The sequence below is a fragment of the Clavibacter sp. AC415 genome (assembly GCF_979252985.1).
Window position 1 is genome coordinate 175,583 of sequence record NZ_CEEDAR010000017.1, and the last position, 26,100, is coordinate 201,682.

General features: G+C 72.3%; 22 protein-coding genes, 2 tRNA genes and 1 pseudogene. 11 read left to right on the plus strand and 14 right to left on the minus strand.

What is annotated here, in order from left to right:
- Positions 1-14: 14 nt before the first annotated feature.
- Entirely contained in the window at positions 15-545 is a 531-nt protein-coding gene (locus tag ACZ411_RS10225; RefSeq protein WP_464170380.1) for a hypothetical protein, read from the minus strand.
- A gap of 77 nt (positions 546-622) precedes the next feature.
- Here ACZ411_RS10225 and ACZ411_RS10230 point away from each other — a divergent pair, with 77 nt between their 5' ends.
- A complete protein-coding gene (locus tag ACZ411_RS10230) occupies positions 623-2,215 on the plus strand; it encodes a S1C family serine protease (protein ID WP_464170382.1) in 1,593 nt (530 codons plus the stop codon).
- A 69-nt stretch (positions 2,216-2,284) separates the two neighbouring features.
- On the opposite strand, the gene arfA is transcribed toward ACZ411_RS10230, so the two are convergent.
- From arfA to ACZ411_RS10255, 5 genes are all read right to left on the minus strand, one after another.
- Positions 2,285-3,823, minus strand: coding sequence for an arabinosylfuranosidase ArfA (gene arfA / locus ACZ411_RS10235; RefSeq protein WP_464170384.1), 1,539 nt, complete (start codon positions 3,821-3,823; stop codon positions 2,285-2,287).
- A gap of 82 nt (positions 3,824-3,905) precedes the next feature.
- The gene (locus ACZ411_RS10240; protein WP_094116480.1) at positions 3,906-4,826 is read right to left on the minus strand and encodes a carbohydrate ABC transporter permease; all 921 of its coding nucleotides are present in this window, start codon (positions 4,824-4,826) and stop codon (positions 3,906-3,908) included.
- Positions 4,823-5,659, minus strand: coding sequence for a carbohydrate ABC transporter permease (locus ACZ411_RS10245; protein ID WP_464170386.1), 837 nt, complete (start codon positions 5,657-5,659; stop codon positions 4,823-4,825). The genes ACZ411_RS10240 and ACZ411_RS10245 overlap by 4 nt, the downstream gene beginning before the upstream one ends.
- Before the next feature lie 184 nt (positions 5,660-5,843).
- Complete coding sequence (locus ACZ411_RS10250) at positions 5,844-7,193, minus strand: extracellular solute-binding protein (RefSeq protein WP_094116482.1); 1,350 nt, start codon at positions 7,191-7,193, stop codon at positions 5,844-5,846.
- Positions 7,194-7,299: 106 nt separating this feature from the next.
- The gene (locus ACZ411_RS10255; RefSeq protein WP_464170389.1) at positions 7,300-8,301 is read right to left on the minus strand and encodes a LacI family DNA-binding transcriptional regulator; all 1,002 of its coding nucleotides are present in this window, start codon (positions 8,299-8,301) and stop codon (positions 7,300-7,302) included.
- Between the two features lie 118 nt (positions 8,302-8,419).
- Here ACZ411_RS10255 and ACZ411_RS10260 point away from each other — a divergent pair, with 118 nt between their 5' ends.
- Entirely contained in the window at positions 8,420-8,857 is a 438-nt protein-coding gene (locus ACZ411_RS10260; protein ID WP_104291326.1) for a pilus assembly protein CpaE, read from the plus strand.
- Between the two features lie 21 nt (positions 8,858-8,878).
- On the opposite strand, the gene ACZ411_RS10265 is transcribed toward ACZ411_RS10260, so the two are convergent.
- Together ACZ411_RS10265 and ACZ411_RS10270 are read right to left on the minus strand one after the other, a co-directional pair.
- Positions 8,879-9,142, minus strand: coding sequence for a DUF3054 domain-containing protein (locus ACZ411_RS10265; protein WP_464170391.1), 264 nt, complete (start codon positions 9,140-9,142; stop codon positions 8,879-8,881).
- 139 nt (positions 9,143-9,281) lie between these two features.
- Entirely contained in the window at positions 9,282-10,904 is a 1,623-nt protein-coding gene (locus ACZ411_RS10270; protein WP_464170393.1) for a DUF7059 domain-containing protein, read from the minus strand.
- A gap of 66 nt (positions 10,905-10,970) precedes the next feature.
- Here ACZ411_RS10270 and ACZ411_RS10275 point away from each other — a divergent pair, with 66 nt between their 5' ends.
- Positions 10,971-11,225, plus strand: coding sequence for a toxin-antitoxin system YwqK family antitoxin (locus tag ACZ411_RS10275; RefSeq protein WP_104343530.1), 255 nt, complete (start codon positions 10,971-10,973; stop codon positions 11,223-11,225).
- Between the two features lie 91 nt (positions 11,226-11,316).
- Here the strand turns inward: ACZ411_RS10275 and ACZ411_RS10280 are convergent.
- From ACZ411_RS10280 to galU, 4 genes are all read right to left on the minus strand, one after another.
- Positions 11,317-11,389: transfer RNA gene (locus ACZ411_RS10280), tRNA-Ala, on the minus strand.
- A gap of 79 nt (positions 11,390-11,468) precedes the next feature.
- Positions 11,469-12,431: a hypothetical protein gene (locus ACZ411_RS10285; RefSeq protein WP_464170545.1), complete on the minus strand. Its 963-nt coding sequence runs from the start codon at positions 12,429-12,431 to the stop codon at positions 11,469-11,471.
- Between the two features lie 117 nt (positions 12,432-12,548).
- A complete protein-coding gene (locus ACZ411_RS10290; protein ID WP_094117045.1) occupies positions 12,549-13,190 on the minus strand; it encodes a GNAT family N-acetyltransferase in 642 nt (213 codons plus the stop codon).
- A 123-nt stretch (positions 13,191-13,313) separates the two neighbouring features.
- Entirely contained in the window at positions 13,314-14,210 is an 897-nt protein-coding gene (gene galU / locus ACZ411_RS10295; RefSeq protein ID WP_094116486.1) for a UTP--glucose-1-phosphate uridylyltransferase GalU, read from the minus strand.
- A 40-nt stretch (positions 14,211-14,250) separates the two neighbouring features.
- Between galU and ACZ411_RS10300 the strand changes: the two genes are divergently transcribed.
- From ACZ411_RS10300 to mscL, 3 genes are read left to right on the plus strand one after another with little or no spacing between them, the layout of a single operon-like run.
- Positions 14,251-14,826, plus strand: a complete 576-nt coding sequence (locus ACZ411_RS10300) for a 5-formyltetrahydrofolate cyclo-ligase (protein ID WP_094116487.1) — start codon at positions 14,251-14,253, stop codon at positions 14,824-14,826.
- 6 nt (positions 14,827-14,832) lie between these two features.
- On the plus strand, positions 14,833-15,282 hold the full coding sequence (locus ACZ411_RS10305; RefSeq protein WP_464170398.1) for an FmdB family zinc ribbon protein: 450 nt from the start codon (positions 14,833-14,835) through the stop codon (positions 15,280-15,282).
- 28 nt (positions 15,283-15,310) lie between these two features.
- Positions 15,311-15,793 carry a large conductance mechanosensitive channel protein MscL gene (mscL, locus tag ACZ411_RS10310; RefSeq protein WP_104291330.1) on the plus strand — a complete coding sequence of 161 codons (483 nt, stop codon included), beginning with the start codon at positions 15,311-15,313 and terminating at the stop codon, positions 15,791-15,793.
- Between the two features lie 324 nt (positions 15,794-16,117).
- Here the strand turns inward: mscL and ACZ411_RS10315 are convergent.
- Positions 16,118-19,841: pseudogene (locus ACZ411_RS10315) on the minus strand (DUF4011 domain-containing protein).
- 269 nt (positions 19,842-20,110) lie between these two features.
- Between ACZ411_RS10315 and ACZ411_RS10320 the strand changes: the two are divergent.
- Positions 20,111-20,182 (plus strand) — tRNA-Arg (locus ACZ411_RS10320).
- Positions 20,183-20,204: 22 nt separating this feature from the next.
- Here the strand turns inward: ACZ411_RS10320 and ACZ411_RS10325 are convergent.
- Positions 20,205-21,317, minus strand: coding sequence for a type I restriction endonuclease (locus tag ACZ411_RS10325; RefSeq protein ID WP_464170401.1), 1,113 nt, complete (start codon positions 21,315-21,317; stop codon positions 20,205-20,207).
- Positions 21,318-21,458: 141 nt separating this feature from the next.
- On the opposite strand from ACZ411_RS10325, the gene ACZ411_RS10330 reads away from it, so the two are divergent.
- From ACZ411_RS10330 to ACZ411_RS10345, 4 genes are all read left to right on the plus strand, one after another.
- A complete protein-coding gene (locus ACZ411_RS10330) occupies positions 21,459-21,779 on the plus strand; it encodes a nucleotide pyrophosphohydrolase (protein WP_464170403.1) in 321 nt (106 codons plus the stop codon).
- Positions 21,766-23,538, plus strand: a complete 1,773-nt coding sequence (locus tag ACZ411_RS10335; RefSeq protein ID WP_464170405.1) for a DNA/RNA helicase domain-containing protein — start codon at positions 21,766-21,768, stop codon at positions 23,536-23,538. The genes ACZ411_RS10330 and ACZ411_RS10335 overlap by 14 nt, the downstream gene beginning before the upstream one ends.
- A 498-nt stretch (positions 23,539-24,036) precedes the next feature.
- Positions 24,037-24,390, plus strand: coding sequence for a histone-like nucleoid-structuring protein Lsr2 (locus tag ACZ411_RS10340; RefSeq protein ID WP_094116492.1), 354 nt, complete (start codon positions 24,037-24,039; stop codon positions 24,388-24,390).
- 550 nt (positions 24,391-24,940) lie between these two features.
- Entirely contained in the window at positions 24,941-26,044 is a 1,104-nt protein-coding gene (locus ACZ411_RS10345; RefSeq protein WP_464170408.1) for a PT domain-containing protein, read from the plus strand.
- Positions 26,045-26,100 lie beyond the last annotated feature (56 nt).

The following is a 26,100-nucleotide window of genomic DNA, read 5'->3' on the forward strand; positions in this document are numbered from 1 at the left end:
CCGCCCGGTGCGCGTCAGGCCGGCCGGCGCCGGACCGCGTGGACGGCGAGCGCCGCGATGACGGCCATCGGGCCGCCCGCCACGATCCCCGGCGCCAGGGTGACGAGCAGGGGCACGGCATCGAGGAGCCACGCCGGCCCGAGCGGATCCCCGAAGCTGGAGTACGGCATCGAGCTCGCGATCGAGGCCCCGAGCGCGCGGAGGCCGAGGCCCGCCGCCGGGAAGGCGACCGCGAGGACCCAGAGCGCGGGCGCCAGCCAGCCGGCCACGAGCGGCCGGGACGGAGGGACGGGCACGGGCTCCCCCGCCGCTGCGGCGTCCCGCACCGGCGCATCGCCGCGTGCCGCGTCGGCTGCGCCCGAGGGCTCGGCCGCATCCCGCCCCGCGTCGGCCGGACGCGGCGCGGGGGCGGTACCGCGCTGGAACGCCGGGTCGAACCGCGGATCCACGGGCGCCGGGCCATTGTCGTCCGACCTCCGCGTCATGCCGCTCAGGGTACGCCCGGGCGTGGCCCAGGATCCATGGCCAACGCTCGTGCGCGTCATGGGGTGCTCATAGGGTCGAGCGGTGTGATCTCCCCATGGCCTCCCCACCAGGCCACCCGAGACACGAAGGACCCGTCATGAACGAGACACCCCAGGAGCCGACCGGACGTCCGGACGAGGCCCCCGTCGACGCCACCCGCTCGCCCGCCGCCGCTGACGCACCTCGCGAGGCCGCCGCCGACGCGCCCACCGCGCCCGCGGCCGACGCACCGGCCCCCGCCGCACCCGCACCCGCACCCGAGGCCGCCGCCTGGCCCGCCCCGGCCGGCCCCGCGGTCGACGGCCCGGCGGTCCCCGCCGGCGCCGGCGCCCCCGCCCCTTCCGCGGCCACCGCGCCGCAGCCGACGGCCGCGTACGCGACCGCGACCGCGATGCCCGCGGACGGCCGTCCCGTCGCCGGATCGCCGTGGCCCGCCCCCGCCACCGACGCCTTCGGCCGCCCCCTGCCGTTCGACGCGGCCGGGAACCCCGTGGCCGCGAAGCGCATGGGCAAGGGCCTCCGCACCGGCCTGATCGCCGGAGCGTCCGCGCTCGCGCTCCTGCTCTCCTTCGGCGGCGGCACCGCGTTCGGCTACATGGCCGACCTCGGCCGCTCGGCCGCCACCGCGGGCGACACGCGCATCCAGGATCCCGGCGCCTTCACGCCCGGCCAGGGCTTCGGCCGTGGCACGACGACGCTGCCGGGGCAGGGGTCGGGCACCGGGTCCGGGTCGGGCACCGGGTCCGGCCAGCAGTCCGGCACCGGGGCCTCGGCCACCTCCCCCGCCGCCGACGCGGCGCAGACGGCGGGCGTCGTCACCATCGACTCGGCGCTCACGTACGAGAACGCGGCGGGTGCCGGCACCGGCATCATCCTGTCATCCGACGGCACGATCCTCACCAACAACCACGTCGTCAGCGGCGCCACCAGCATCCGCGTCACGGTCGAGTCGACCGGCAAGGCCTACGTCGCGAAGGTCGTGGGCACCGACGCCACGAACGACGTGGCTGTGCTGCAGCTCGAGGGCGCGTCGGGCCTCACCCCGGCGGTGATCGACACCGACGGCGTCACGGTCGGCGAGGCCGTCACGGGCGTCGGCAACGCGGGCGGCACGGGCACGCTCACGGCGGCGGCCGGCCAGGTCACGGCGCTCGGCCAGACCATCACCACGCAGTCCGAGGGCACGGCGGCCGGCGAGACGCTGACCGACCTCATCCAGACGGACGCGCCCATCGTCTCCGGCGACTCCGGCGGCCCCCTGGTGGACGCGGAGAACGAAGTCGTCGGCATCGACACGGCCGCCTCCTCCGGCTCCGCGCAGATCGCCGGCTTCGCCATCCCGATCGACAGGGCCCTGAGCATCGCGAAGCAGATCGAGAGCGGCGTCGAGTCCGGCACCGTGCAGATCGGCTACCCGGCGTTCCTCGGCGTGCTGCTCGCGAACGGCGCGGGCACGGTCGCGGGCGCCCCCGTCCAGGGCGTGGTCGACGGGTCGGGAGCCGCCCAGGCGGGCCTCGCCCAGGGCGACGTGGTGACGTCGGTCGACGGGAAGGCCGTCGCGTCGGCCGCCGAGCTCAGCGCCGCCATCGCCGCGCACGAGCCCGGCGACCAGGTGGCGCTCGGCTGGACCACCGCGGCCGGCGCCGCGCAGACCGGCACCGTGACCCTGACCGAGGGCCCCGCCAGCTGACGCGCCTCCCCATGACGACGGCCCGCCCTGCGCGATGCAGGGCGGGCCGTCGACGTCGCCGGTCCGGGATCAGCTCCGGGTCACGTCCAGCACCACGACCGCCCAGGAGAGCGCCGGCAGCGTCAGCGTCAGGCGCCCGCCCTCGGCGTGCACGCCCTCGAGCGGCACGAGGCCGACCTGTTCGCCGGACTCCTCGGTGTTGCTCGTGAAGCGGTCCCCGCCCTCGGGGACGCGCAGCACCTCGGCGCGGAGGATCCGGCCGGCGTCGAGCCCGCGGAGCGCGACCTCCGTCCACGCCTCCTCCTCCAGGTCGCGGTTCGCGAGGAAGAGGGACACGGTCCCCGCCTCGTCGTCCCAGGTCGCGCTCACGTCCACCAGGTCGGCGGTGCCGAAGCGGTCGTTGTCGTAGCGGTCGCTGTCGACCTCGACCTGGAGGATGCGGCCCGTCGCGAGCTGCGCCATCCGCGCGAACGGCCAGAAGATCGACTGGCGCCAGGCGGGTCCCGCCTCCTCGCTGCGGATCGGCGCGATCACGTTGACGAGCTGGGCCTGGTTGGCGATCTTCACGCGGTCGCCGTGGCGCAGCAGCGAGTTGAGGAGCGTGCCGACGACGACCGCGTCGGTCACGTTGTACTCGTCCTCGATGACGCGGGGGTGCTCGCGCCAGCCGGACTTCTCGATGCGATGCGGCTGGTCCTCGGTGTCGAGGCCGCGCTGGTACCAGACGTTCCACTCGTCGAACGAGAGGTCGATGCGCTTGCGGTTCTTGAGGCGCGCACCGGTGGCGTCCGCCGTGGCCACGACCGACTCGATGAAGAAGTCCATGTCGACGCTGCTCGCGAGGAAGCTCCGCACGTCGCCCTCGTGCTCCTGGTAGTAGGCGTGCAGCGAGATGTAGTCGACGACGTCGTACGTGTGGCCGAGCACGGTCTGCTCCCACTGCCCGAAGGTCGGCATGCCCGAGTTGGAGCTGCCGCACGCGACCAGCTCGATGCTCGGGTCCACCAGGCGCATGGCCTTGCCGGCCTCCTGCGCGAGGCGGCCGTACTCGTCGGGCGTCTTGTGCCCGATCTGCCACGGGCCGTCGAGCTCGTTGCCGAGGCACCAGAGCTTGATGTCGAAGGGCTCCTCGGCGCCGTTCCGCCGCCGCATGTCGGAGTACTTGGATCCGCCCGGGTGGTTGGCGTACTCGACGAGCGAGCGGGCGGCGTCGACGCCCCGCGTGCCGAGGTTGATGGCCTCCATCACCTCGACGCCCGCGGCCTTCGACCAGCCCATGAACTCGTGCAGGCCGAACGCGTTGGTCTCGACGGTGTGCCAGGCGCCGTCGAGGCGGCGGGGCCGGTCCTCCACGGGGCCGACGCCGTCCTCCCAGTCGTAGCCGGAGACGAAGTTGCCGCCGGGGTACCGGACGACGGTCGCGCCGAGCTCCTTGGTGAGGTCGAGCACGTCCTGCCGGTAGCCCTCGGGCGTGGCCGTGGGGTGGCCCGGCTCGTAGATGCCGGTGTAGACGCAGCGTCCCATGTGCTCGACGAACGAGCCGAAGAGCCGGCGGGGCACGTCGCCGATGGTGAAGTCGCGGTCGATGGTGATGCGGGCGCGGGTCATGTGGCGTCCTCCTGGACGTCGGGCCCGGGAGCGTGCGTCCCGGACGGGATGGGTGGACCGGTGGTGGGCGCGGGGCGGCGGATCACTGCCCGCCGAACCCGGTGGTCGAGATGCCCTTGATGATCTGGCGCTGGAAGAAGAGGAACACGAGGATCAGCGGCAGCGCGGCGAGCACGGCCGAGGCCATGTTCTGCGCGTACTGGATCCCGTAGGCGTTCTTCACGGTCTGCAGCCCCACGGGCAGGGTCATGAGCGTGGCGTCGTTCGTGGCGATGAACGGCCAGAGGAAGTTGTTCCACGCGCCGATGAAGACGAAGATCGCGACCGCCGAGAGGATGGGGCGCGACAGCGGCATGACGATCTGCAGGAACACGCGCACGCGCCCGGCGCCGTCGACGCGCGCGGCGTCCTCCAGCTCGATCGGGATCTGGTCGAAGAAGGCCTTCAGGATGAAGACCATGGCCGGCTGCACGATCTGGGGCAGGATCACGGCCCAGAGGGTGTCCACCAGGTCGAAGGACAGCATCTGGTAGAAGAGCGGGACGATGAGGATCTGCGGCGGGATGATGATCGACGCGACGATCGCCCCCATCAGCACCTTGCGGCCGCGGAAGTCGATGCGGCTGAGCGCGTAGCCGGCGAGCGCCGAGAACACGACCGCGACGACCGTGATCACGGTGCTGGTGAGCAGGCTGTTCCAGGTCCAGAGCGGGATCGTGCCGCCGTTCAGCACGGAGGCGTAGGCGTCGAGCGTGAACCCGCCCGCGGGGAACAGCGTCACGGGGAACGCGGCCGCGTCGGTCTCGGACTTGAACGAGGTCAGCACCGCCCAGAGGAACGGCAGCAGCCATGCGGCGGCGAGGACGATGAGGATCAGCAGCGCCGCGACGCGCGACGGCGCGAACCGGGGCGTTCCGGTGCGCCCCTGGCGGGCGGTGGCGCTGGTGGCGGGCTTCCGCGCCAGCGTGCCGGAGGAGAAGGCGGGTCGGGTGGTGGTGGTCATGACTTCCTCCGGGTCGCGGTGAACTGGATGACCGAGATGACCACGATCAGGGCGAAGAAGATGTAGGAGATGGCGGCCGAGTAGCCGAATCGGAAGCCGGTGAACCCGGTCTCGAAGACGTACTGCACGATGGGCCGGGTCGCACCGCCGGGGCCGCCCGCGGTCATCTGGTAGATCTGGTCGAAGACCTTCAGGCTGGCGAGCACCTGCAGGATCGCGAGGAGCGCGGTGGTCGGGGCCAGCTGCGGGATCGTGATGGAGAACAGCTGCCGCCACTTGCCGGCGCCGTCGAGCGCGGCCGCCTCGTACTGCTGGTCGGGGATGTTCTGCAGCGCCGCGAGGTAGATGAGGAAGTTGAAGCCGACCGTCCACCACACGGTGGTGATGACGACGCTCGTCATGGCGAGGTTCGAGTCCTGCAGCCACGCGGGCTGCGGGAGGCCGAGGCCTCCGGCGATGGCGTTCACGACGCCGAGCTGCGGGTTGTACATCCAGAGCCAGAACAGCGACACGACGGTGGAGGCGAGGAGGAACGGCAGGAAGAACGCGAGCCGCCAGAGCCACTGGCCGGGGAGGCCGAGGTTCACCAGGAGCGCGAGCACGAGGCCGACGACCAGCAGCGGGATGGTGCTCGCGATCGTGAACACCACGGTGTTGCCGAGCGAGCGCCACATCTGGCTGTCGCCGAACGCCTCGAAGTAGTTGGCGAAGCCGATGAGCTCGCTGTTCGCGCCCGTGAGGCTCTGCCCGGTGAGGCTCTGGTAGAAGCCGTAGAGGACCGGCCACACCAGGAACAGCAGGAAGGTGATGAGGAAGGGGGCGATGAAGAGCATCCCCTGCGTCTGCTCCTTGGCCCGGACCTTGGGCTGCCCCGCGGTGTGCCGCGGGGGCGGACCCGGTCGCGGGGGCGACCGGGGTGGGTGGTGCTGCTGTCGTCACGAGTGGACTCCTTCGTCGTATCGCAGGAAGAGGGGTGCGGGGCCGCCGGCGGAGGTCGCGGGGCCCCGGGGTCGGGCGCTACAGGGGGTTGGGCTTGGCGAGGAGCGCGTTGATCTGCCGGATGAAGGCGTCGAGGCCGGCACCCGCGTCCTGGCGGCCGAGGAACACGTTCTGCACGTTCTCGGCGAAGAAGGACTGGAAGTCGGATCCGGAGCCGGTGAAGTAGGCCACCGGGTCGTAGTTGATCTGCTCGGCCGCGTTCGCGTAGTGCGCCTGCGGGAGGAGCTCGGCGTACTCGGGGCTGTCGATCACGGGCTTGTACGCCGGGATGTGGCCGGCGCCCGCCCACTGCAGCGAGTTCTTCAGGAGGTCCGCGACGAAGGCGTACGTCTTGTCGCGCTTGACCGGGTCCGGTGAGCTCTGGTGCGGGAGCACGAACGCGTGCGAGTCGGCGTAGGTGGCCGGCGTGCCGAACAGGTTCGGGATGGGCATGGCGTCGAACGGGAGCTCCGCGGCCTGGAACGTGGGCAGCTCCCACACTCCGGTGACGACGGCGCCGCTCTTGCCGCCGGCGAACTCGGCGATGGCGGTGCCGCCGTCGCCGCTCGGGGTGGCGATGGTGCCGTCGAGGAGGCTCTGGATGAACTCGAGCGAGGCGACGGCCTTGTCGCGGTCGTAGACGACCTCGCCGCCCGTGGGCAGCTCCATCTCGCCGCCCATCTGCTTGTAGAACGTGTAGAAGAAGCGCCACATCTGGGCGCCGTCGCCGAGGTAGCCGTAGCTGAGGCCGTGCACCCCGGTGACCTCCTGCATCTTCCGCATGACGTCGACGAACTGCTCGGGCGAGGTGATCTCGGCCAGCTGGCCGTCGTCCCCCAGCACGCCCGCCTGGCCGGCGACGTCCGTGTTGTACATGAGGATGAACGGGTGGCTGTCGAGGGCGATGGAGTACAGCTCGCCGTCGACCACGCCCTTGTCCCACACGCGCGGCTCGAAGTCGGCCTGCGTGACGCCGAGCTCCGCGAGCTTGTCGGTGTCCCACGGGTCGAGGAGACCCCCGGGCGCGAACCCGGGGACGCGCGCCGCGTGCATGACCGCGACGTCGGGCGCGCGACCGCCCACCGATGCCATGGCGAGCTTCGTGTAGTACGGCTGGCCCCAGGCGAGGACCGTGGCGGTGACGTCGAACCCCTCGCCCGACTCGTTCGCCTCGGTGACCATCTCCGTCATGCGGATGCCGTCGCCGCCGGACAGCAGGTGCCAGTACTTCAGGTCGACGATGCCGCCGGCCGCTGCGACCTGAGGCGCGCAGCCGGACAGTCCGCCGACGAGGAACGCGCCGCCCAGGGCCGCAGCGCCGCCCATGAGGATCTGACGCCTCGACCATGCCGAGGGACGTCCCCCGGCCTTTCCCGTAACAGGATCCATTGACCACTCCTTCGTGATGGCCACATCATTACATCGTTGTAATGCGAAGCGCAACGTTTCGGCTCGACGATCTGCCGGAGGATCCGCAGCGGACGGCGGATCCGGGTCAGAGGAGTGCGCGCGTGCTGCCGCGGACGACGATGCGGTGCGGGATGACGACCTGCACGGGAGGGCCCTCGCGCTCCTCGATGCGCCGGACGAGCTGGCCGACCGCCGCCTCGGCGTAGGCGCGGATGTCGAAGTGCACGGTGGTGAGGGTGGGGATCGAGAACCGCGACTGGTCGACGTCGTCGAAGCCGGCCACCTGGATGTCCTCCGGCACGCGCAGCCCGTGGTCGGCGAGGGCGCGCAGCGCGCCGAAGGCGAGGCCGTCGGTGAAGCAGAACAGGGCGTCGGGCGCCGGGTTGCCGCCGGCCAGCCAGGAGTCCACGGCCTCCGCGCCGGACGCGCTGTTCCAGCCGGTGCGGTCGATCTCGACGGGCGCCTCGCCGGCCTCCTCCATCGCGCGGCGGTAGCCGATGCGCCGCAGGTCCCCCGCGGCCGACTCCTCGCGCGTCGCCGTGCCCACCGCGGCGATGCGCCGCGCTCCCGTCGCGAGGAGGTGCCGGGTCATGTCGTACGCGGCGCCGACGCTGTCGACCCCGACCCGGTCGGCGACCTCCTGCTCGACCTCGCCGATGACGACCACGGGCGGCAGCGACTCGGCCCGCCCGATCGCGCTCTGGGAGAGCAGGACGGGGTTGAGGATCAGCCCGTCCACGAGGTGCTCGCGTGCCCGGGACATGAGGTCGCGCTCGCGATCGGGCCGGGAGCCCGTCTCCTCCATCTGGATGCTGTAGCCGGCCTCGTGCGCCACCTCCACCAGATGGTGGGCGAGCTCGGCCGAGTACGCGGTGCCGAGGTCGGGCAGGGCGACCGCGATGACGCCGGTGCGCCCGTTGCGCAGGCCCCGCGCGGAGAGGTTCGGCACGTAGTCGAGCTCCGCGACGGCCAGCTCGACGCGCTCCCGCGTGCCGGGACTCACCTGCACGCGGCCCGTGATCACGTTCGAGACGGTCTTGGGCGACACCCCGGCGCGCGCGGCGACGTCCTTCACTGTCGCGCGCATGGTCCTCCCCGGACGACCGGCGGCGGACGTCTGCCGCAGGCGGTGCCCCCGAATCTAATGCACGCGCTCTCCCTGGGCCGCGGAGGCGATGCCCGGGAGCGCCGGGCATACTGCGGGGATGATCTCCACCGCGCACGCCACGACCCTCCTGGAGCTCGGCCTCGAGTGGAGCCCCGAGCCCGGCGACCGGTTCCGGATCCGCGGCCAGGGCTTCGAGTCCGACGTCTTCACCATCAGCGAGCTCACCATCGAGGCGCACGAGCACGCCACGGGCACGGTCCTCGGCTTCAACGGCACCACGGAGTGGGCGCTCGACTCGGTCGCGCTCGAGGACAGCCTGTGGCTGCCGCGCGAGGACCAGCTCCGGCAGCTCCTCGGCGGGGCGTTCCGCTCCCTGCGGCGCGAGATCGGCGGGGCGGAGGACGGCGCCCACGTGGTGCTCGTCGTCCTCGACGGCCGGGAGGTCGAGCACCGCGACCTCGAGGCCGAGGAGGCCTACGCGAAGGCGCTCATCGCCGTGATGGAGGCCGTCGCGCCGACCCCGCCCGCCGCCTGAGGCGGGCGCGGCGTCCTGGCCTCAGGCCCGGGCGCGGCGGCGCACGACGAGCGCGGAGACCGCGCGCCACCCGAGCAGCAGGACGGCCAGGATGATCGCCGTCGTGATGACGAAGGGCACCACCACGCCCTCGCCGCTGAGCGCCCGCAGCACCACGCCGACCACGAGCGTCACGCCCCACACCAGGAGCCCGGTGGGCACGACGCGGGACGGGCCCCGCCAGGCGCGGGCGACGATCCAGCCGACCAGTCCGCCCGCGAGGAACGGCCACGCGGTGGCGAGCACGGCCGAGGGCGCGAGGTCCTCGCCGTGGCTCGCCCCGCCCGACGAGGACGAAGACGACGATGAGCGCGGCGTCGAGGACGACGGCGCGGACGATCTCGGGACGGGCGGCGGGACGGGTTCGGCGGGTCACCCGGCGATCCTAGGCGTCGCGTCCTGGACGGTCGGCGGGATCGTCCTCCGCGGCGACGGCTCCCGGGAGCAGCAGGAACCCGTCGGCGACGAGCGCGCGGATCCGCGGGAGCAGCTCCGCGCGGAGGGCCTCCGCGTCCACGGCGGTGAGCTGCGCGACGGCGTCGACGATCGCGCCGACCGCCAGCTCCCCGTCGCACGCGCCCACGAGCGCGGCGAGCCCGGTGTCGAGCGGCACCTCCCGACCGAAGCCGGCGCCCTGGCGGAGCGTCATGACCGTCGGGTCCTCGGCGCCCGGCCAGTAGTGCCGTTCCTCGGTGACGTCGCCGGCCACGACCAGCGCGAGTCCGCCGAGCGCCCGGTCGTCGAGGCGGGCGAGGGCGTCGTGCGCGGCGAGGGAGGCCCGCAGGTGGTCGCCGAGCCCGGTCGGGTTGTGGCCGAGGCCGCCGGGGAGCCGTTCGAGCCGGCGGAGCGTCGGCGCGCCCGTCGCGGGCCGACGGAGGGTGAGGTAGCCGAAGCCGACCGCGTCCACCGCGCGCGCCGCGAAGTCGTCGAGCCACGCGTCGAGGAGCGCCTCGGACTCCGGCGTGCCCGCGCGGGTGCCGCCGTCGCGGATCCACGTCTCGGCGTAGAGCGCCGCGTCCTGCACCTCCCGCTCGACGATCCACGCGTCGAGCCCGGTGCCCGTGCGGTGGGCGGCCGCCTCGAGCCATCCGCCGACGCGCTCGAGGCCGGGCTCGCCGGCGCGGTGCTCCCAGTTGCCGAGGAGCTGCGCGATCCCGCCCGGCGTCAGGTGCTGGGCGAGCTGCGTGACGACGCCCTCCACGAGCGCGTCACCCACGAGGCCGGCGTCGCGGTACTCGTAGGCCGGCACGCCCTCCGCCCGCGGGGTGATGACGAACGGCGGGTTCGAGACGATGTGGTCGAACCGCTCCCCCGCCACGGGCTCGAAGAGGCTGCCGAGCCGGAGCTCGATGGTGGTGACGCCGTTGAGGGCCGCGTTCAGCGCCGCGAACGCCAGCGCCCGCGCCGAGATGTCGGTCGCGACCACCCGGTCCGCGTGCCGCGAGGCGTGCAGCGCCTGGATCCCGCAGCCCGTGCCGAGGTCGAGGGCCGAGGCCACGGGGGCCGAGACCATCAGGCCGCTGAGCGTCGCGGAGGCGCCGCCGACCCCGAGCACGTGGTCCTCGTCGAGCGCCCCGCCGGTCGCCAGCTCGCCCAGGTCGGACGCGATCCACCACTCGCCCACGCCGTGGGCGTCGATGAAGCCGTACGGGCGGAGGTCGACGGCCGGTCGCACCCGGTCGCCGTCCTCCTCGACGAGCCCGAGGCGCGCGGCACCCTCGATGCCGAGCGTCGGGAGGGCGGCCCGCAGGTCGTCCGCGTCGACGGGATCGCCGAGCACGAACAGGGCCGCCAGGGCGGCCGGTGCCGGGAGGCGGCCGCCGGTGCGCGCGGCGGCGACGGCACGACGGGCCGGGATCCGGTTCCCGCGGTGCAGCGCCTGGCCGGCTGCGTCGCCCCACACGCCCAGGGCGGACGCGAGGGTGAAGGGAGCGGCCGCGAGGTCGGCGCGGAGCGCCCGGACCTCCGGGGTCGCGATGGTCACGGTCGGGATCGCGGATCGGGGCACCGGTCGATCTTAACCGGGGCGCACCGACGGCTCGCCCGCCACGGGCGGTGCCCCTACCGTGGGGCCATGAGCCCCGACGCGACCCCCGACGACGCCTCCGGACCGCCGCTGGAGCGGACCGTCCTCCACCGCGACGGCTCGCTCCGGGCCCGCGGCGGGATGCTCGGCGACCAGCAGCACGGCATGTGGGCCTGGTACCGGCTCGACGGCACGATGCTGCGCTCGGGATCCTTCGACCACGGCCGGCAGGTCGGCGAGTGGACGACCTACGACCGGTCCGGCGCCCCGTACAAGGTCACGCGCTTCCCTCCCGCCGGCTGACGCGAGGATCGCGCGCGACGGGCAGTGCGGTTCGGGTTCGAGAGGTCGCAGCGTGCGGGAAAGCAAAAACCCCGCCGGAGCGGGGTTCTTGTGGACCTAAGGAGATTCGAACTCCTGACCTCCTCGATGCGAACGAGGCGCGCTACCAACTGCGCCATAGGCCCTGACAACTCCACGAGACTACCACGTCACGCGGGGCCCTCGGACCGCGCGACGCGGCCGTGGGGATCGAAGGCGGTGGCGTCAGCCGACCGCGCGGCGGCGGCGCAGGACCTCGTCGAGGTCGCCCATGCCCGGCTGCGCGTCGTCGACGATGCCCATGCGGGAGAAGCGGCTGTCGGGCGCCGACGGCGTGCGGGCCGCGGGGGCGGCGGGAGCAGCCGCGACGGCCTCCTCCTCGGCGGCGAGGCGCGCGACCTCCGGCTCGAGGTGCGCGCGCCGCAGCGTCTCCTCGGAGGCGGCGGCGGCGCGGCGCATCTCCTCGGCGGGCGAGAGCGGGGTGGCGGGCGCCCGACCCGCGCCGGGGCGCGGGCCCGGCGCCTGCGACCGCGACAGGTAGAGCGGCTTCGGCACGGGGACGGGGGTCCAGGACTCCCCCTCCTCGCGTTCGACGACGGGCGCGGTCGCCTGCGGGGTCGCCTCGTGGAAGTCCGTGAAGCCCGTGCGCGGGAGGGGCCGCGCCTCGGGCGCCTGGAGCCGGCGCGCCGCGGCGACCTGCGACATGCGCTGCAGGAAGGCGAGCGAGCCGAAGGTGGCGAGCGAGGAGATCACGAGGAGCGTCCACGCGCCGGCCGCGGCGACCTGCGTGAGGCCGACGACCACGCCGACGAGGGCGAGGGCGAGCACCACGGTCGCGGCGAGGCGGCTGCGGCGGAGGCGCGTGGCGGCGGAGGGCGACGATGCGGTCACGGGGGCCACTTTCGGTAGGGCGCGCTGGGCGGCGGCGTCTCGCGCACGCGCGGCGGCTTCGGCTTCTTCGGCGGCGCGGCGGAGGGCGCGCTGATGCTCGACGACGTTGCGGGCACGGGTCTCGGCACGCACCGCGTCGGGGACCTCGGCCGTCTCGGCCAGGATCCGCAGGGTCTGCTGGAGGCGCACGGCGTTGCGCTCGGTCGCCATGTACTGGCGCCGGTGCAGCCACGTGGGCAGGAGGTAGGCGAGCCAGAGCACCGCGGAGAGCGCGATGATGATGCCGCCGGATTGCATGATCACGAGGCTAGGAGGTCCGGTGCGCGCGGCGTGGGAAGCGCGCCGCGTGTCCACCGCCGGACCGGCGCATCCGCAGGTACGGGGCCGGACGCGGTGCGGCCCGATGCTGGCCGGTCAGATGCGGCGCTGCACCGCGAGCGGCGACGCGGCCGCCTCGACGTCGGCGTCCGGCACGCGGGACCACTCGGGGTCGACGCCGCCCTCCTTCCAGCGCGCGAGCACGCTGGTGGAGAGCTCCTCGACGACCAGGCCGAAGCAGAAGTGGTCGCGCCAGTCGCCGTTGATGTGGATGTAGCGGCGGCGGAGGCCCTCGTACCGGAAGCCGAGCTTCTGGACGACGCGGAGGCTCGGCGCGTTCTCCGGGCGGATGCAGATCTCCATCCGGTGGAGGCCGAGCGTCGTGAAGCAGTAGTCGGTGGCCAGGGCGACCGCCGTCGGCGTGACGTTCCTCCCCGCGAACTCCTGGCCCACCCAGTAGCCGATGGTCGCGCTGGAGAGCGACCCGTAGGCGATGGACGACACGTTCAGCTGGCCCGCGAACTCGTCGTCGTAGTCGATGACGAGCGGCACGCCGAGCCCGGCGCGGGCGTTGGCCTGCAGCGACCGGATGCTGGCGCGCGTGTCGAACGCCATGGGCGCGTAGGGGCTGGTCGCCTCCCACTTGCGCAGCCACGACCGGTTGTCGAGCAGCGAGCGCTCCAGGCTCCGCGAGTCGCGGAGCCGGATGGGCCGGACGGAGATGCGCCCGTCCCGCATGGTGGGTACGGTCTGCGGCACGTCCCCCACCCTAGGCCTCGCCGCGGGCGCCGGGACGGCCGACTCCCGGGATCGCGTTCCCCGGCTGGTGGTCGTGCCGCGCCCGAGCGCCCGCCGCGCGGATCAGCGCTCGAGCGTCTTGACGAACTCGGGCAGCCACTCGCGGAGGCCCTCGCCGAGGTCCTCGTGGTCGACGCCCAGCTGGACGATGGCCTTCAGGTAGTCGAGCCGGTCGCCGGTGTCGTAGCGGCGGCCGCGGAAGACGACCCCGTAGACGCCGCCGGTCCACTCGGGCGCGGCGGCCATCTTCTCGAGAGCGTCGGTCAGCTGGATCTCGCCGCCCTTGCCGGGCTCGGTCTTGTGGAGCACGTCGAAGACCTCGGGGCGCAGGACGTAGCGGCCGATGATCGCGAGGTTGGAGGGCGCGGTGCCGGCGGCGGGCTTCTCGACCATGCCGGTGATGCGCACGACGTCGTCGTCGTCGGTCTGCTCCACCGTGGCGACGCCGTAGAGGTGCGTCTGCGAGGGGTCGACCTCGAGGAGCGCGACCACGGAGCAGCCGCGCTCGAGCTGCACCTCGATCATGCGGGAGAGGAGCACGTCGCGCTTGTCGATGATGTCGTCGCCGAGGAGCACGGCGAACGGCTCGCGGCCCACGTGCATCTCGGCGCGCAGCACCGCGTGGCCGAGGCCCTTCGGGTCGCCCTGGCGCACGTAGTGCATGTCCGCCAGGTCCGTGGACTCGTTGACCTTGCGGAGCTTCGCGTCGTCGCCCTTGAGCTGGAGGGTCGCCTCGAGCTCGGCGTTGCGGTCGAAGTGGTTCTCGAGGGCGGTCTTGTTGCGCCCCGTGATCATGAGGACGTCGTGGAGTCCCGCTCCCACGGCCTCCTCCACCACGTACTGGATGGCCGGTCGGTCGACGACCGGCAGCATCTCCTTCGGCATCGCCTTCGTCGCGGGCAGGAATCGCGTTCCGAGTCCCGCTGCGGGGATGACGGCCTTCGTGATGTGGGTGACCATGCGATCGAGCGTAGCGGGCGAACATACCTAGACTCGAACCATGCCGAGCGATGTCGGGAACGAGAAGAGGGCCCTGCGCGCCCAGCTGCGGGAGCGTCGTCGGCAGATGACCTCGACCGAGCGCGATGAGGCCGCCCACGGCCTGACCAGCAGGTTGACGGAGCTCGTGGCGAACCACGACGCCCGGCGGGTGGCCTGCTACCTCTCCACCGTCGACGAGCCGACGACGCGTCCCTTCCTCCAGTGGCTGCACGCCGACGGGCGTCAGGTGCTCCTCCCGGTGTCCCGCAACGACGGCCTGCTCGACTGGGTCGTGAGCGACGGCACCGAGACCGAGGGGCTGTTCGGGCTGCCCGAGCCGGTGGGCGAGCTGCTCGGCCCGATCGCCATCAACGACGTCGACCTCATCGTCGTCCCCGCCGCCGCGGTCGACCAGGGCGGCATGCGGATGGGCTGGGGCCGCGGGTACTTCGACAAGACCCTCGGCTCGATGGAGGCCTGCCCCCCGGTCTACGCTGTGGTGTTCGACGCCGAGTTCGTCGACGAGCTCCCGCGGGAGAAGCACGACATGCCGGTCGACGGCATCGTGACCCCCACCCTCATCCACTCCTTCTAGGGACCCATGCCCACGTACTCCTACCGCTGCACGGTGTGCGGCAACGCCTTCGACATCGTCCAGGCGTTCACCGACGACTCCCTCACCGAGTGCCCCGTGTGCGGCGGCAAGCTCCGGAAGCTCTTCGCCGCCGTCGGCGTGAGCTTCACCGGAAGCGGCTTCTACCGCAACGACTCGCGCACCGAGGACGCGGCCAAGCGGTCGCGGTCGTCGTCCGCATCGTCCTCGTCCTCGTCCTCGTCGAGCGACGCCGGATCGTCCTCGGGGTCGGGCGACGCCGGATCCGCGGCGAAGAAGGAGCCGTCCTCCTCCGGCGGCGGCTCGTCGGACTCGTCCGGATCGGGATCCGGTTCCTCCGGCTCCGGGTCCACGGGCCAGGGCTCCGGTACGGTGACCCCGAGGAACCCCTCGGGTCCCAGCTCATCCGGGTCGGGATCGTCGTCGCCGTCCACCTGATCGGACGGCCCGCCTGACAGGAGCACCCGTGAAGGGCTTCAAGGAGTTCATCCTCCGTGGGAACGTCATCGACCTCGCGGTCGCGGTCGTCATCGGCGCGGCGTTCACCGCCATCGTCACCGCGATCGTCACGTCCGTCTTCAACCCGCTGATCGGGGCGCTGTTCAACGCGTCGACGCTCAACGACGCGTTCAAGGTCGACATCCCGACCGCGTCCGGCGAGCCGGCGACCCTGCTGTTCGGCGCGGTGCTCGCGGCGCTGATCAACTTCCTCATCGTCGCGGCCGTCGTCTACTTCGCGCTCGTGCTGCCCGTGAACCACCTCAAGAAGGCCGCCTTCGCGAAGCAGAAGGCCGCCGAGGAGGCGACGCCGAAGGACGTGCCGCCGACCGAGGCCGAGCTGCTCATCGAGATCCGCGACCTGCTCGCCGGCAAGCCGTCGCCCGAGGGCGCGCACACCATCCCGTCGTCCACCGGTCAGCACGTGGCCGAGCCCGGGAAGCCCGCCTAGCGCGCGATCCGCACCACCCGACCGCCTCCGGCGTCGACCGTCAGCCCCAGTGGGGCGGGCGGTCGAGCCGGAGGCGGTCGTCATTCGCATCCGAGGCGGCGGGCGCGTCGCCCCAGCCCTGCGGTGCATCCTCGGCGGCGCGCACCGCGGTCCCCTGGGCGTCGGCCTGCGGCGTGGGGTCGGATCCGGGGACCGGCGCGGTCGAGGCACGACGCGATCGGCGGACAGGTCGGCGCTCCTCCGCGCCCGCCTGCGTCGCCCCGCGGTCCGCCGACCCAGGGGCCGACGCCTCCTCCGAGCCGTCCGACGCGTCGCGCTCGCGCATCACTCCGCCCGGTGCGCGTCCGGCTGGACCTCGACGGGCGCCGTGATCGGGTGGGCGTCCGAGATCGCGCCGAGGGCGGTGGCGATGCGGCGGGCGACGGCGTCCGGATCCGCGAACAGCTCGAAGGAGTGCACGCGGAGGTAGTGCCAGCCCAGGCGCTTCAGCATCTCGGGACGCAGGCGCAGCGACTCGCGGAGGCTCGTCTGGTTGACGACGGGATCCGTCTCGATCGCGATGGCCCGACCGCCGTAGGACGCGACGAGCCCGAGCTTGTCGCGGTGACCGAGGGCGGGCGCGAGCCCGAGCCCCTCCAGCCGGCGCGCGAGGTCGACGAGCATGGCGTCGCCGTCGTCCGGGATCGGGTCCTCCGTGAAGCGGGCCTCCGCCTCCGACAGGATCTGGGCGAGCGCGACGATGCCGTGCTTCATCCGGTCCTGGTCGATGTCGCCGGGCTGGAAGCAGGACACGACCACCATCGAGCGGCGGGCGCGGGTCATCGCCACGGCGAGCAGGCGCTCCCCGCCGGGCGCCGCGAGGGAGCCGAAGTTCGACAGCACGCGACCGTGCGGGGTGCGGCCGTAGCCGACCGAGAAGATGACCCGGTCACGACTCTGGGCGACGCACTGCTCGAGCGTCGCGACCATGAACGGCTCCGCGCGGTCGCCGATGAAGAACTCGGTGACGTCGCTGCGCTTGGCGGCGGCGTGGAGGACGGCCTGCTGGACGCGCACGGCGTGACGGGCGCTGGCGGTGATGACCATGAGGGACTCGCGCGGGCGGTGGCTCGCGTGGTCGAGGACGAGTTCCACCACGCGGATCACCTCGGCGTCGACGCTCTCGACGGCCCCGGTGTCCTCGTCGGGCATGCCGTGGCCGTCCGCGACGAAGTCGAGCGAGAGGCTGCCGTGCCCGAGGAAGGTGCCCGCCCAGGGGAGGGACTGGATGCGGCCGCCGTAGAACCGGCGGTTGACGAGCTCGGCCAGGTCCTCGCCGCCCGCGCGGTAGCTGCGCGTGAGGGAGAGCGTGGGCAGGAGCTCGCCGAGGCGCGCGAGCGCGGAGTCGGCGTGGCGCTCCTCCAGCGTCGAGTCGTCGTCCGCGAGCTGCGGCGTCGACCGCTCGGGCTGCGGGACGACCGCGATGGTGAAGGGCGACGGCGTCTGCGTGACGGGGTCCCCGAACACCACCGTCTGCTTGCCGCGACGGATGCCGCCGAGGGCCTCCGCGAGCGTCATCGCCCCCGCGTCCACGAGGAACACGGCGTCGAACGGCATCTCGTCCGTGATGGTCGGCACCTCGTAGGGCGACGCGAGCCAGACGGGCGCGATGGCACGCGAGAGGTGCGGCGCGGAGTGGTGGAGGGCCGCGGCGTCGACCGGGGCGGATCCGCCGAGCAGCTGGCGCAGGTGGTGCGCCTCCTCGGGCCAGTCGACGACGCCGATCTTCCACGTCTCCGCGAGCTGCCACGCGAGGAGGCCCGCGCTGGCGGTGGCGTGCGCCTCGTCCACGAGCCGGAAGTCCGACTCGAGCCGGTCGAGCACGCTCGTGTTGGCGTTGAGGAGGGCCTTGTCGCCCGCGAGCATCTGCTCGAGCACGGACTGCCACCAGGCGAGCTCCAGCTCCGCGGCGACGGACTCCTGCGGCACGTGCCGGTCGGAGAGGTCGTGCAGCAACGGGTCGAGGTCGAGGCGGCGGAGGTCCGCGAGGAGCGACGTGCGCTCCTGCAGGTTCTGCAGCACCTCGCTGTCCTCGGCGAGCTGGGCGACCTTCTCCCGCAGCTCGTCGACGGGCAGCTCGGCGAGCGGCGTCGGACGCGTGACCATGCTCAGCGGCTCATCGAGCACCTTCAGGTCGGCGGCGACCTCCTGGTAGCGCGCGTGCACGTCGGAGATGCCGCGCGGGACCTCGGGGGTCGACCCGACCGCGACGTAGCGCTGCCAGAGGATCCGCTGCTTCTGGATCGCCTTCAGGCTCTCGTGCATGTCGGAGATGTGGACGCCGGGTCGCACGTACTCGCGGGCGAGCTTGCGGAGGCGACGACGGGTGATGCTCGTCATCTCGGGGGCGTCGCGGCGGGATCCGGTGGCCGCGATGATCTCGCTCAGCGAGCGGTCGAACACGACCGGCAGGAACTTGTCCAGCGTCTCGCGGACGTCGAGCAGGAGGCGGAGGTACACGCCGAGCTCGTCGATCGAGCGGTACGCGCGCATGCGCGTCTGGCCGATGAGATCGTCCGCGCGCTCCACGAGGCGCGGCAGGCCCTCGGCGGACAGCTGCTTGGCGAGGTCGTGCGCATGCGTCGCGGCGGCGCTCGTGGTGAACGTGGCGCCGTACCAGGGCGAGTCGCCCGGTCCGTAGCGGAACTCGCCGAGGCTCGCGGCCTTCACGAGGGAGGCGGCGGCGCTCGCGCGGTCGTGCGCGATGGCCGTCACGGCATCGCGGGTGAGGCGGGCCGTCGTCGCCGGCGGGGCGGGGAGGAGCGCGAGGCGGGACAGCTCGCCGAGGGCGTCGAGCACGGAGACGCCGAGGTCCCGGTCGGGTCGGCCGAGCGCGAAGCGGTAGTCGAGCAGCACGTGGCGGAGGCGGACGAGCGCGTCGTCGACCTCGGCGGTCTGCGCGGGGGCCGCCTTCTCGTTGCGCACGATGGACTGGACGACATCGCGCTTGAGCGACCTCGGCGAAACGGCGATGCCCGGGAGCCCGACGTCGGCGAGACGCTGGCCGATCCCCTTCAGGGAGGACGCGCGCGGGCTCACGACGAGCACGCGCTTGTTCTGCGCGACGAGGCAGCCGATGGAGTTGACGATGGTCTGCGTGCCGCCGGTGCCGGGCAGCGTGGTCACCACGAGGGAGTTGCCCGCGTTGATCTGCGCGATGACGTACTCCTGCTCCGGATCCGCGTCGAGCAGCAGCGTGTCGGTGACGGGCGGGCGCTGGTCCTGCGGGATCGGGTCGACGGGCGCGTAGGACTCGCCCACGCCCCACTTGGCGGTGGGGTTGCCGGCGATGGCGTCGATGACGAGGTGCTCGAGGTCGGCGGCGTCCTCGGCGAGCGCCCGGCCGACCTCCGCGAAGGACGAGACGACGAGGCGCGGCTGCACGGCGAAGGCCGGCAGGTGCGAGGTCAGGCCGCGCAGGCGGTCGATGACGGGCTGCGGCTTGAATGCGCCGTTCTGCACGGCGAGGGCGACGAACGAGTCGGCGTCGAGCGTGATCTGGAACTGCTCCTCGAGCGCCCGCGCGAGTGCCGGGTTGAGGAACGGCTGGCCCTTGAGGCGCACCTCGTAGTCGCTGCCGTGGCGGCGGATCGCGAGCGGGCGCAGGAGCACCGGGGCGCGGAACTGCTCGTCGGCGAAGCGCCACTCGGCGAGGCCGATGGCCAGGTGGATCGACTCGATGCCCCGCGCGGAGACCAGCTCGATCCCCTTCTGGGTGATGCGGTTGGCCGCCTTGCGGGCGCTGCGGAGCGCGAGCTCGTCGCGGATGAGGGACGACAGCAGCGTCGTCTTGCCCGTGATGAACTGCGCGAGTCCCCGGGTGGGTGGTGCTCAGCTCGATGCGGGAGCCGGCCGCGTCCACGAAGTGGAGCAACGGCGAGGGGCCGCCGACGCCGGCGAGCTGCTCGCGCCATTCGCGCCAGCGGGGCTCGGCCACGTTGCCGCTCCCCAGGTGCACGTCGCCGACGCGGAGGTCGTGGGGGCTGGTGCTGTTGTGGGAAGCATTCACGTGGAGGTCCTCAAGAGGCTCGGCGGCGAACCCGGAGAGCAGGTCGTCGTCGTCGTCGGATCGTTCATTGGCACGCCACACCCGGCAACAGTACGACGCGCCGGGTGGGGAAACCGGCAGGCGGGGCGGCGCGGGAGCGGATCCGGGAGGCGCGTCGACCACCGGCACCGCGAGGCGGGGTCGGTCGTGACGTCGCGCTCCCGGCGGCCGTCGTGCCGGGACCGCGGGCCCCGACACCCGGGCCCCGCTCCGCTACCATGGGCCGGTCAGCCTCTGTAGCTCAATGGAAGAGCAGTTCCGTCCTAAGGAAAGGGTTGGGGGTTCGAGTCCCTCCAGGGGCACCTCCGGTCCGCCGACGCGGACCTACGCGCCGATCGCCTCTCCCGCGTGCAGCCGGATCGCCTCGCGGATGGCGTCCGCGTGCGCGTAGATCTCGTCGAGCGACCCGAGGGGGTGCCGCGTCTCGACCTTGTGCGCATCGAAGAGGCCGAGGTACTTCTGCTTCTTGCCGTTGAAGTGGAGGCGCGCGATGGGCTTGCGGTTGTTGTCGTCGAGGAGGATCGCGAGGTACGACTTCGCGTCGCGGTGCACCACGCGCTGCGGCTTCACCTCGCTGCAGGCGATGGCCTTGACGATCTGGTAGCCCTCGAGCTCCTCGAGCGTCGTCTCGATCTCCGTGTCGCGGTCGAGGTCCGCCACGACAGCCTCCTCGCTGGTGATCGCGTCGGCCGACACCGCGGTCGGCGGCGACGGGAACGCGGGCGCGCCGAGGGCCGTCTTCAGCCGGTCGTTCACCTGCTCGTTCAGGTACTGCTTCGAGGCCTTGCCGACGAGCGTCGTGAACTGGTCGCGCACCTTCTCCGTGAACATGCCGTCGTAGACGCGGCGGGTGAGGAGCTTCACCCATTCCGGGGTCGGCTCGCGGAACTCGGCGGCGATGGCCCGCTTCAGCGCACCGACGTACTTGAGCTCGCCCGCGGCGCTGATGATCGAGTCCAGGTCGAACACGTCCTTGGTGAGCTTCATCAGCTCGGGCAGCAGGGTCTCGTCGATGTCCGCGAGGTCGAGCACGAGGAACGGCTTCTCGTCCATGCGGTTCGGCGCGTCGAGGTCCGTGTAGAAGTGGTAGACCTCGCCGTTGGTGAGCACCGCGATGCGGGCGTTCGTGACGGCGAAGTAGCGGAAGAGCTGCGAGGCGTGCTCGATCTTCAGCGACTCCGTGGACTTCTTGCACTCGATGAGGATCTGGACCTCGCCGTCGCGCATGATCGCGTAATCGATCTTCTCGCCCTTCTTGAGGCCGAGGTCCGCCGTGAACTCGGGGACCACCTCGAGCGGGTTGAACACGTCGTATCCGAGGATCGTGGAGATGAACGGCATGATGAACGCGTTCTTCGTCGCCTCCTCCGTCTGGATGGCGTCGCGCTGGTTGCGCACCTTCAGCGCCAGTGCGGCCAGGCGTTCGGCGAATTCCATGGGGACTCCCTCGTCTCGGTGTTCCCGACCATACGGAGGTCCATGCGCTGTCATGGAGACCTGATCGCCCCCAGTCTTGGGGGCCGTGGGCGGGGAGTCCGGCGCCCTGGCCTGCGCCCGCCGCCCTGATACCGTGACCGCATGGCCAGCCGGGACGTGCGCGACGAGCTCGCGGCCTTCGTCGCCGAACGCGAATGGGCGCAGTTCCACACGCCGGAGAACCTGGCCAAGAGCATCGCGATCGAGGCCGGCGAGCTGCTCGAGTGCTACCAGTGGGACGCCCACGGGGATCCCGCGCAGGTGGAGGGGGAGCTGGCCGACGTGCTCACCTACTGCCTGCTGCTCGCGGAGCGGTTGGGCCTCGACCCCGACGAGATCGTGCGGGAGAAGCTGGCCGTCACTCGGGCCAAGTACCCCGTCGGCAAGGCCCGCGGACGCAGCACCCGGTATGACGCGCTTTGACGTCCGTCGGGTCGAGCTCTCCAGCGACACGGTCGCTCGATGGGGAGCGGAGCATCCGCGCAACTCGAACTGGCCTGTGGTGTACGTCCTCGACGGCCCACCCGCGGGGAAGCGGGCCGGGGGTCGCGCGCCCGACGAGATATACGTCGGGGAGTCGCTGCGGGCTGCCGCACGACTCGCCCAGCACCTCAAGTCCGAGCAACGCGGGCATCTGGCGACAGCCCGCATCATCGTCGGCGAGAACGCCAACAAGTCCGCGTGCCTGGACTTCGAGTCGCGGCTCATCGACCTCTTCTCCGGTGACGGCGTCTACACCGTCCTGAATCGCAACATCGGAATCACGAACGCGGACTACTACGACCGCGTCTCCTACACCGCGGAGTTCGAGCGCGTCTTCGAGGAGCTCCGCAGAGAGGGGCTCTTCCACCGCTCCATCGCGGAGATCGAGAACGATGACCTGTTCAAGCTGTCTCCGTTCAAGGCGCTGTCGCCGGACCAGGAGCTCGCGCTGGAGCAGGTGCTCGAGGGGCTGGTGTCGGACCGGCAGACGGGGATGGAGAGCACGACGGTGATCCAGGGCGAGCCCGGCACCGGCAAGACCGTGATGGGCATCTACCTCCTCAAGCTGATCGCCGACATCGGGCGGCTCCCGGTCGACGACGCGCTCGACGCCGACTCCGTCTTCGCCGACTTCTTCCTCGGGGAGAATCGCGAAGCGCTCCAGGGAATGCGCACGGGGTTCGTCATCCCGCAGCAGTCCCTGCGCGAGAGCGCCAGGAAGGTGTTCCGGCGGACGCCGGGCCTGCAGGGGGTGGAGGTGCTGACGCCCTTCCAGGTCGGCGAGAGCGCGACCCCCTTCGACCTCCTCGTCGTCGATGAGGCGCATCGCCTGAACCGCCGGGCGAACCAGGCCTCGGGGCCGCTGAACCGCAAGTTCCGGGACATCACCGTCGCTCTCTTCGGGGACGACGACAAGCAGAGGACGCAGCTGGACTGGATCCGCGCGAAGAGCACGCATCGGATCCTCATGCTCGACGCCGCGCAGAGCATACGACCCGCCGACCTCGGTGCGGACACCATCGACGGCGTCATCGCCGAGGCCCGACGAGACCGCCGATGGCAGCCGCTCATGTCGCAGATGCGCGTGAGGGCGGGGACGGACTACGTCGGGCACGTCCGGCGCATCATCGGCGCGACGCCGAGCCCGCATCCGGAGTCGCCGCTGACGCCGGACGCTCTCGGCGACTACGAGTTCCGCATGTTCGACGACGTGGGAGACATGCACGCGGCCATCCGCGACCGCGACCGGGAGCACGGGCTCGCGCGCATGGTGGCGGGCTACGCCTGGGAGTGGGTGTCGAAGAAGGAGCCCGGCGCGTTCGACATCGAGATCGGCGACTACCGCGCGCGCTGGAACAGCACCCAGCGCGACTGGATCGCGTCGTCGAACGCGCTGGAGGAGGTGGGCTCGATCCACACCGTCCAGGGATACGACCTCAACTACGCGGGAGTCATCATCGGCTCGGACCTCGGATACGACCGGGTGGGCGGCCGACTGGTCATGGACAGGGGCTCCTACTTCGACAAGAAGGGCCAGGAGAACAATCCGACGCTCGGCATCGACTTCTCCGATGACGATCTCCGGCTGCTCATCAGCAACATCTACGCGGTGCTCATGACGCGCGGCATCCGCGGGACATTCGTCCACGTGGTCGATCCCGCACTCCGCCGACATCTGCGTCGCTACATCCCCGCATGACGTAGGACTGTTCCGCCGGCCTCACCTGCCACCGGTTCCGGCGTCCCGGCGCTTCCACTCGCCGGCATCGCAGTCCGTCCGCATGGTCTTCTCGTCGGCACGACAGCGGATCTCCTCCGGGCCGAAGCGAAGGTCCCGTGGGTCCTGGTCCTCCACTCGGAGCGCATCCCGTCGAACCGGTCCGGCAATGGCCCGGTCTCCCCGGCGATCCCCAGCGTCTGCGCAGAGCACGGCATCCGGTCGACGTCGCACTATTCCACACATGAGGAGATTCCTGCCCGGCGGGCGGGGAATCCATTTCCCCGCGTGACTCGCATCGTCGATCAGTGCACGACACGACGCGGCCGACATGGGAATGCATGCGCAGCGCATGGATCCCGGTATCCCCACGCATTTCCACATCCCATTCGCGTGGTCGCACGGAATTCACCGGGGAAAGCGGTATCGTGACGCACGTCGCATCATCCGGTGCATCAACTGCAAATGAGAGGGAGAGACGTGGCTCGCAAGGTTGTCACCACGCTCGTCGACGACATCGACGGCGTCGTCATCGAAGAGGGAAAGGGCGAGACCGTCCCCTTCGCGCTCGACGGCGTGAACTACGAGATCGATCTGAGCGACGCCAACGCCGCCAAGCTCCGTGAATCGCTCGACACGTACGTCGACCGCGCCCGGCGCGTCGGTCGCGCCTCGTCGGGCCGCGCGGCCGGTGGCGCGCGCCGCTCCCCCTCCAGCGCTCCCAAGGAGGACCTGGGCGCCGCGCGCGAGTGGCTGCGCGAGCACGGCCACAAGGTCTCCGAGCGCGGGCGCATCTCCGCCGACCTGCTCGAGGAGTACCGCGCCAGCAAGTAGGCGACACGACGCGCACCACGTGCGCCGCACGACGAAGAGGGCCGATCCGCCGAGGACCGGCCCTCTTCGTCGTCTCCGAGGGGGCGCCGTAATGAAACGCGCATCCCCATCGCCCCGCGGATCGACGGCCGCGCCGCGCCGCGTGTCACGCCCGCGTCACGCCCGCGTCGCGATGCCGTCGCGGAGCCGCGGGCAGTCTGACGGGGAAGAAGGAGCACCGTGCCGAGACACCTCGCAACACCCGGGAACGCCATCACCACCCCCCGCCCCCGCCGCCGCATCCGCGCGCGCGTCCTCGCCTCCGCGGGCGCCGCGCTCATCGCGCTCGTCGCCGTCGTCGGCATGACCGGGCAGGTGCAGACCGCATCCGCCGCCGTCTCCCTCGAGACCGCGTCGCAGTGCAACTCGACGCCCACCGGCGCCGGCGTCGAGGCTCAGGTGCGACGTCACCGTCGTCAACGACATCGACGTCGCCACCCAGGTCGGTTCGTCCACCGTCACGACCACCGTCTGCCAGGGGGCCGCGGGAGCGCCCCTCTGCACCACGTCGGTGTCGCAGCGCGACGGGATCATCATCAACGCGGTGGAGCAGTGCAACGGCGTCGCCGCCGGCGGCAGCAACGTGATCTGCTCGGTCGACATCACGAACAACATCGTCGGCGAGAGCACCACCACCGCCGCCACGGTCAACCAGTGCGTCGGCTCCGGCGAGGGCGGGGGCACATCCGCCTGCAACCCGGAGTCCTCGACCACGAACGCGGACGTCACCCAGTGCAACGGCTCCGGCAACGGCGGCGGGAGCACCGTGGAGTGCACGGTCGTCTCGTCCTCCACGACGTCGTCGGCGCTCCGGGTCCCGGTGGACCAGTGCATCGGCTCCGCGGCCGCCGGCAGCATCGTCCGCTGCACCACCGTCATCCGGAACTTCGTGACGCCCGCGGTCGAACCGACCGACGAGCCCACGGTCGTCCCGACCGACGAGCCCACGATCGCCCCCACGGACGAGCCCACCGTCGCCCCGACGGACGAGCCCACCGTCGCACCCACCGACGAGCCCACGATCGCCCCGACCGACGAGCCCACCGTGGCCCCGACCGTCGAGCCAACGCCGCCCGCTCCGACCCCGACGGCCACCGCGCCGGTCCCGACGCCCACGGCGCCGATCCCGACGCCCACGGCGCCGATCCCCACCGCGACCGTCCCGGTCCCCACGCCGACGGCACCGACCCCCACCGCGACCGTCCCGGCTCCCACGCCGACCGTCCCGGTGCCCACGGCCACCGCCCCGGTGCCGACGCCCACGGCGCCGACCCCGACCGCCACCGCACCCACCCCCACGGCGACCGCGCCGACGCCCACCGCGACCGTCCCCGTCCCGACCCCCGGGGTCCCCACCCCGACGGCGTCCGCCCCGACGCCGACGGCCTCCGCCCCGACGCCGACCGCGACGACCGGCACGCCTGCCCCGTCGGCCACCCCGTCCGCCACCCGCACGCCGGTCGCTCCGGTCGTGCCCGGCGGCACGACGCCCGGTGGGTCCCTGCCGGTGACCGGCTACGACCCGACGCCCACCATCGGCTGGGGCCTGGCGGCCCTCGTCCTGGGTGCGCTCGGGCTCGGGTTCACCGCACGCCGACGTTCCGCCCAGCGCTAGCCGCACCGCGGAGACCATGACGCAGCGCCCATCGCCGGTCGATGGGCGCTCCGTCG

Excerpts from the sequence above, each read along its gene's own strand:
- ACZ411_RS10305 (WP_464170398.1), top strand. The coding sequence starts at position 14,833 with ATGCCCACGTACTCCTACCGCTGCACGGTGTGCGGCAACGCCTTCGAC.
- ACZ411_RS10245 (WP_464170386.1), bottom strand. The coding sequence starts at position 5,659 with ATGCTCTTCATCGCCCCCTTCCTCATCACCTTCCTGCTGTTCCTGGTG.
- arfA (WP_464170384.1), bottom strand. The coding sequence starts at position 3,823 with ATGACCCGCGCCCGCATCACCATCGACCGCGACTTCACCATCGGCGAC.
- ACZ411_RS10225 (WP_464170380.1), bottom strand. The coding sequence starts at position 545 with ATGACGCGCACGAGCGTTGGCCATGGATCCTGGGCCACGCCCGGGCGT.
- ACZ411_RS10240 (WP_094116480.1), bottom strand. The coding sequence starts at position 4,826 with ATGACCACCACCACCCGACCCGCCTTCTCCTCCGGCACGCTGGCGCGG.
- ACZ411_RS10275 (WP_104343530.1), top strand. The coding sequence starts at position 10,971 with ATGAGCCCCGACGCGACCCCCGACGACGCCTCCGGACCGCCGCTGGAG.
- ACZ411_RS10330 (WP_464170403.1), top strand. The coding sequence starts at position 21,459 with ATGGCCAGCCGGGACGTGCGCGACGAGCTCGCGGCCTTCGTCGCCGAA.
- ACZ411_RS10335 (WP_464170405.1), top strand. The coding sequence starts at position 21,766 with ATGACGCGCTTTGACGTCCGTCGGGTCGAGCTCTCCAGCGACACGGTC.
- ACZ411_RS10290 (WP_094117045.1), bottom strand. The coding sequence starts at position 13,190 with ATGCGGGACGGGCGCATCTCCGTCCGGCCCATCCGGCTCCGCGACTCG.
- ACZ411_RS10250 (WP_094116482.1), bottom strand. The coding sequence starts at position 7,193 with ATGGATCCTGTTACGGGAAAGGCCGGGGGACGTCCCTCGGCATGGTCG.
- ACZ411_RS10230 (WP_464170382.1), top strand. The coding sequence starts at position 623 with ATGAACGAGACACCCCAGGAGCCGACCGGACGTCCGGACGAGGCCCCC.
- ACZ411_RS10325 (WP_464170401.1), bottom strand. The coding sequence starts at position 21,317 with ATGGAATTCGCCGAACGCCTGGCCGCACTGGCGCTGAAGGTGCGCAAC.
- ACZ411_RS10260 (WP_104291326.1), top strand. The coding sequence starts at position 8,420 with ATGATCTCCACCGCGCACGCCACGACCCTCCTGGAGCTCGGCCTCGAG.
- galU (WP_094116486.1), bottom strand. The coding sequence starts at position 14,210 with ATGGTCACCCACATCACGAAGGCCGTCATCCCCGCAGCGGGACTCGGA.
- ACZ411_RS10300 (WP_094116487.1), top strand. The coding sequence starts at position 14,251 with ATGCCGAGCGATGTCGGGAACGAGAAGAGGGCCCTGCGCGCCCAGCTG.
- ACZ411_RS10255 (WP_464170389.1), bottom strand. The coding sequence starts at position 8,301 with ATGCGCGCGACAGTGAAGGACGTCGCCGCGCGCGCCGGGGTGTCGCCC.
- ACZ411_RS10285 (WP_464170545.1), bottom strand. The coding sequence starts at position 12,431 with ATGCAATCCGGCGGCATCATCATCGCGCTCTCCGCGGTGCTCTGGCTC.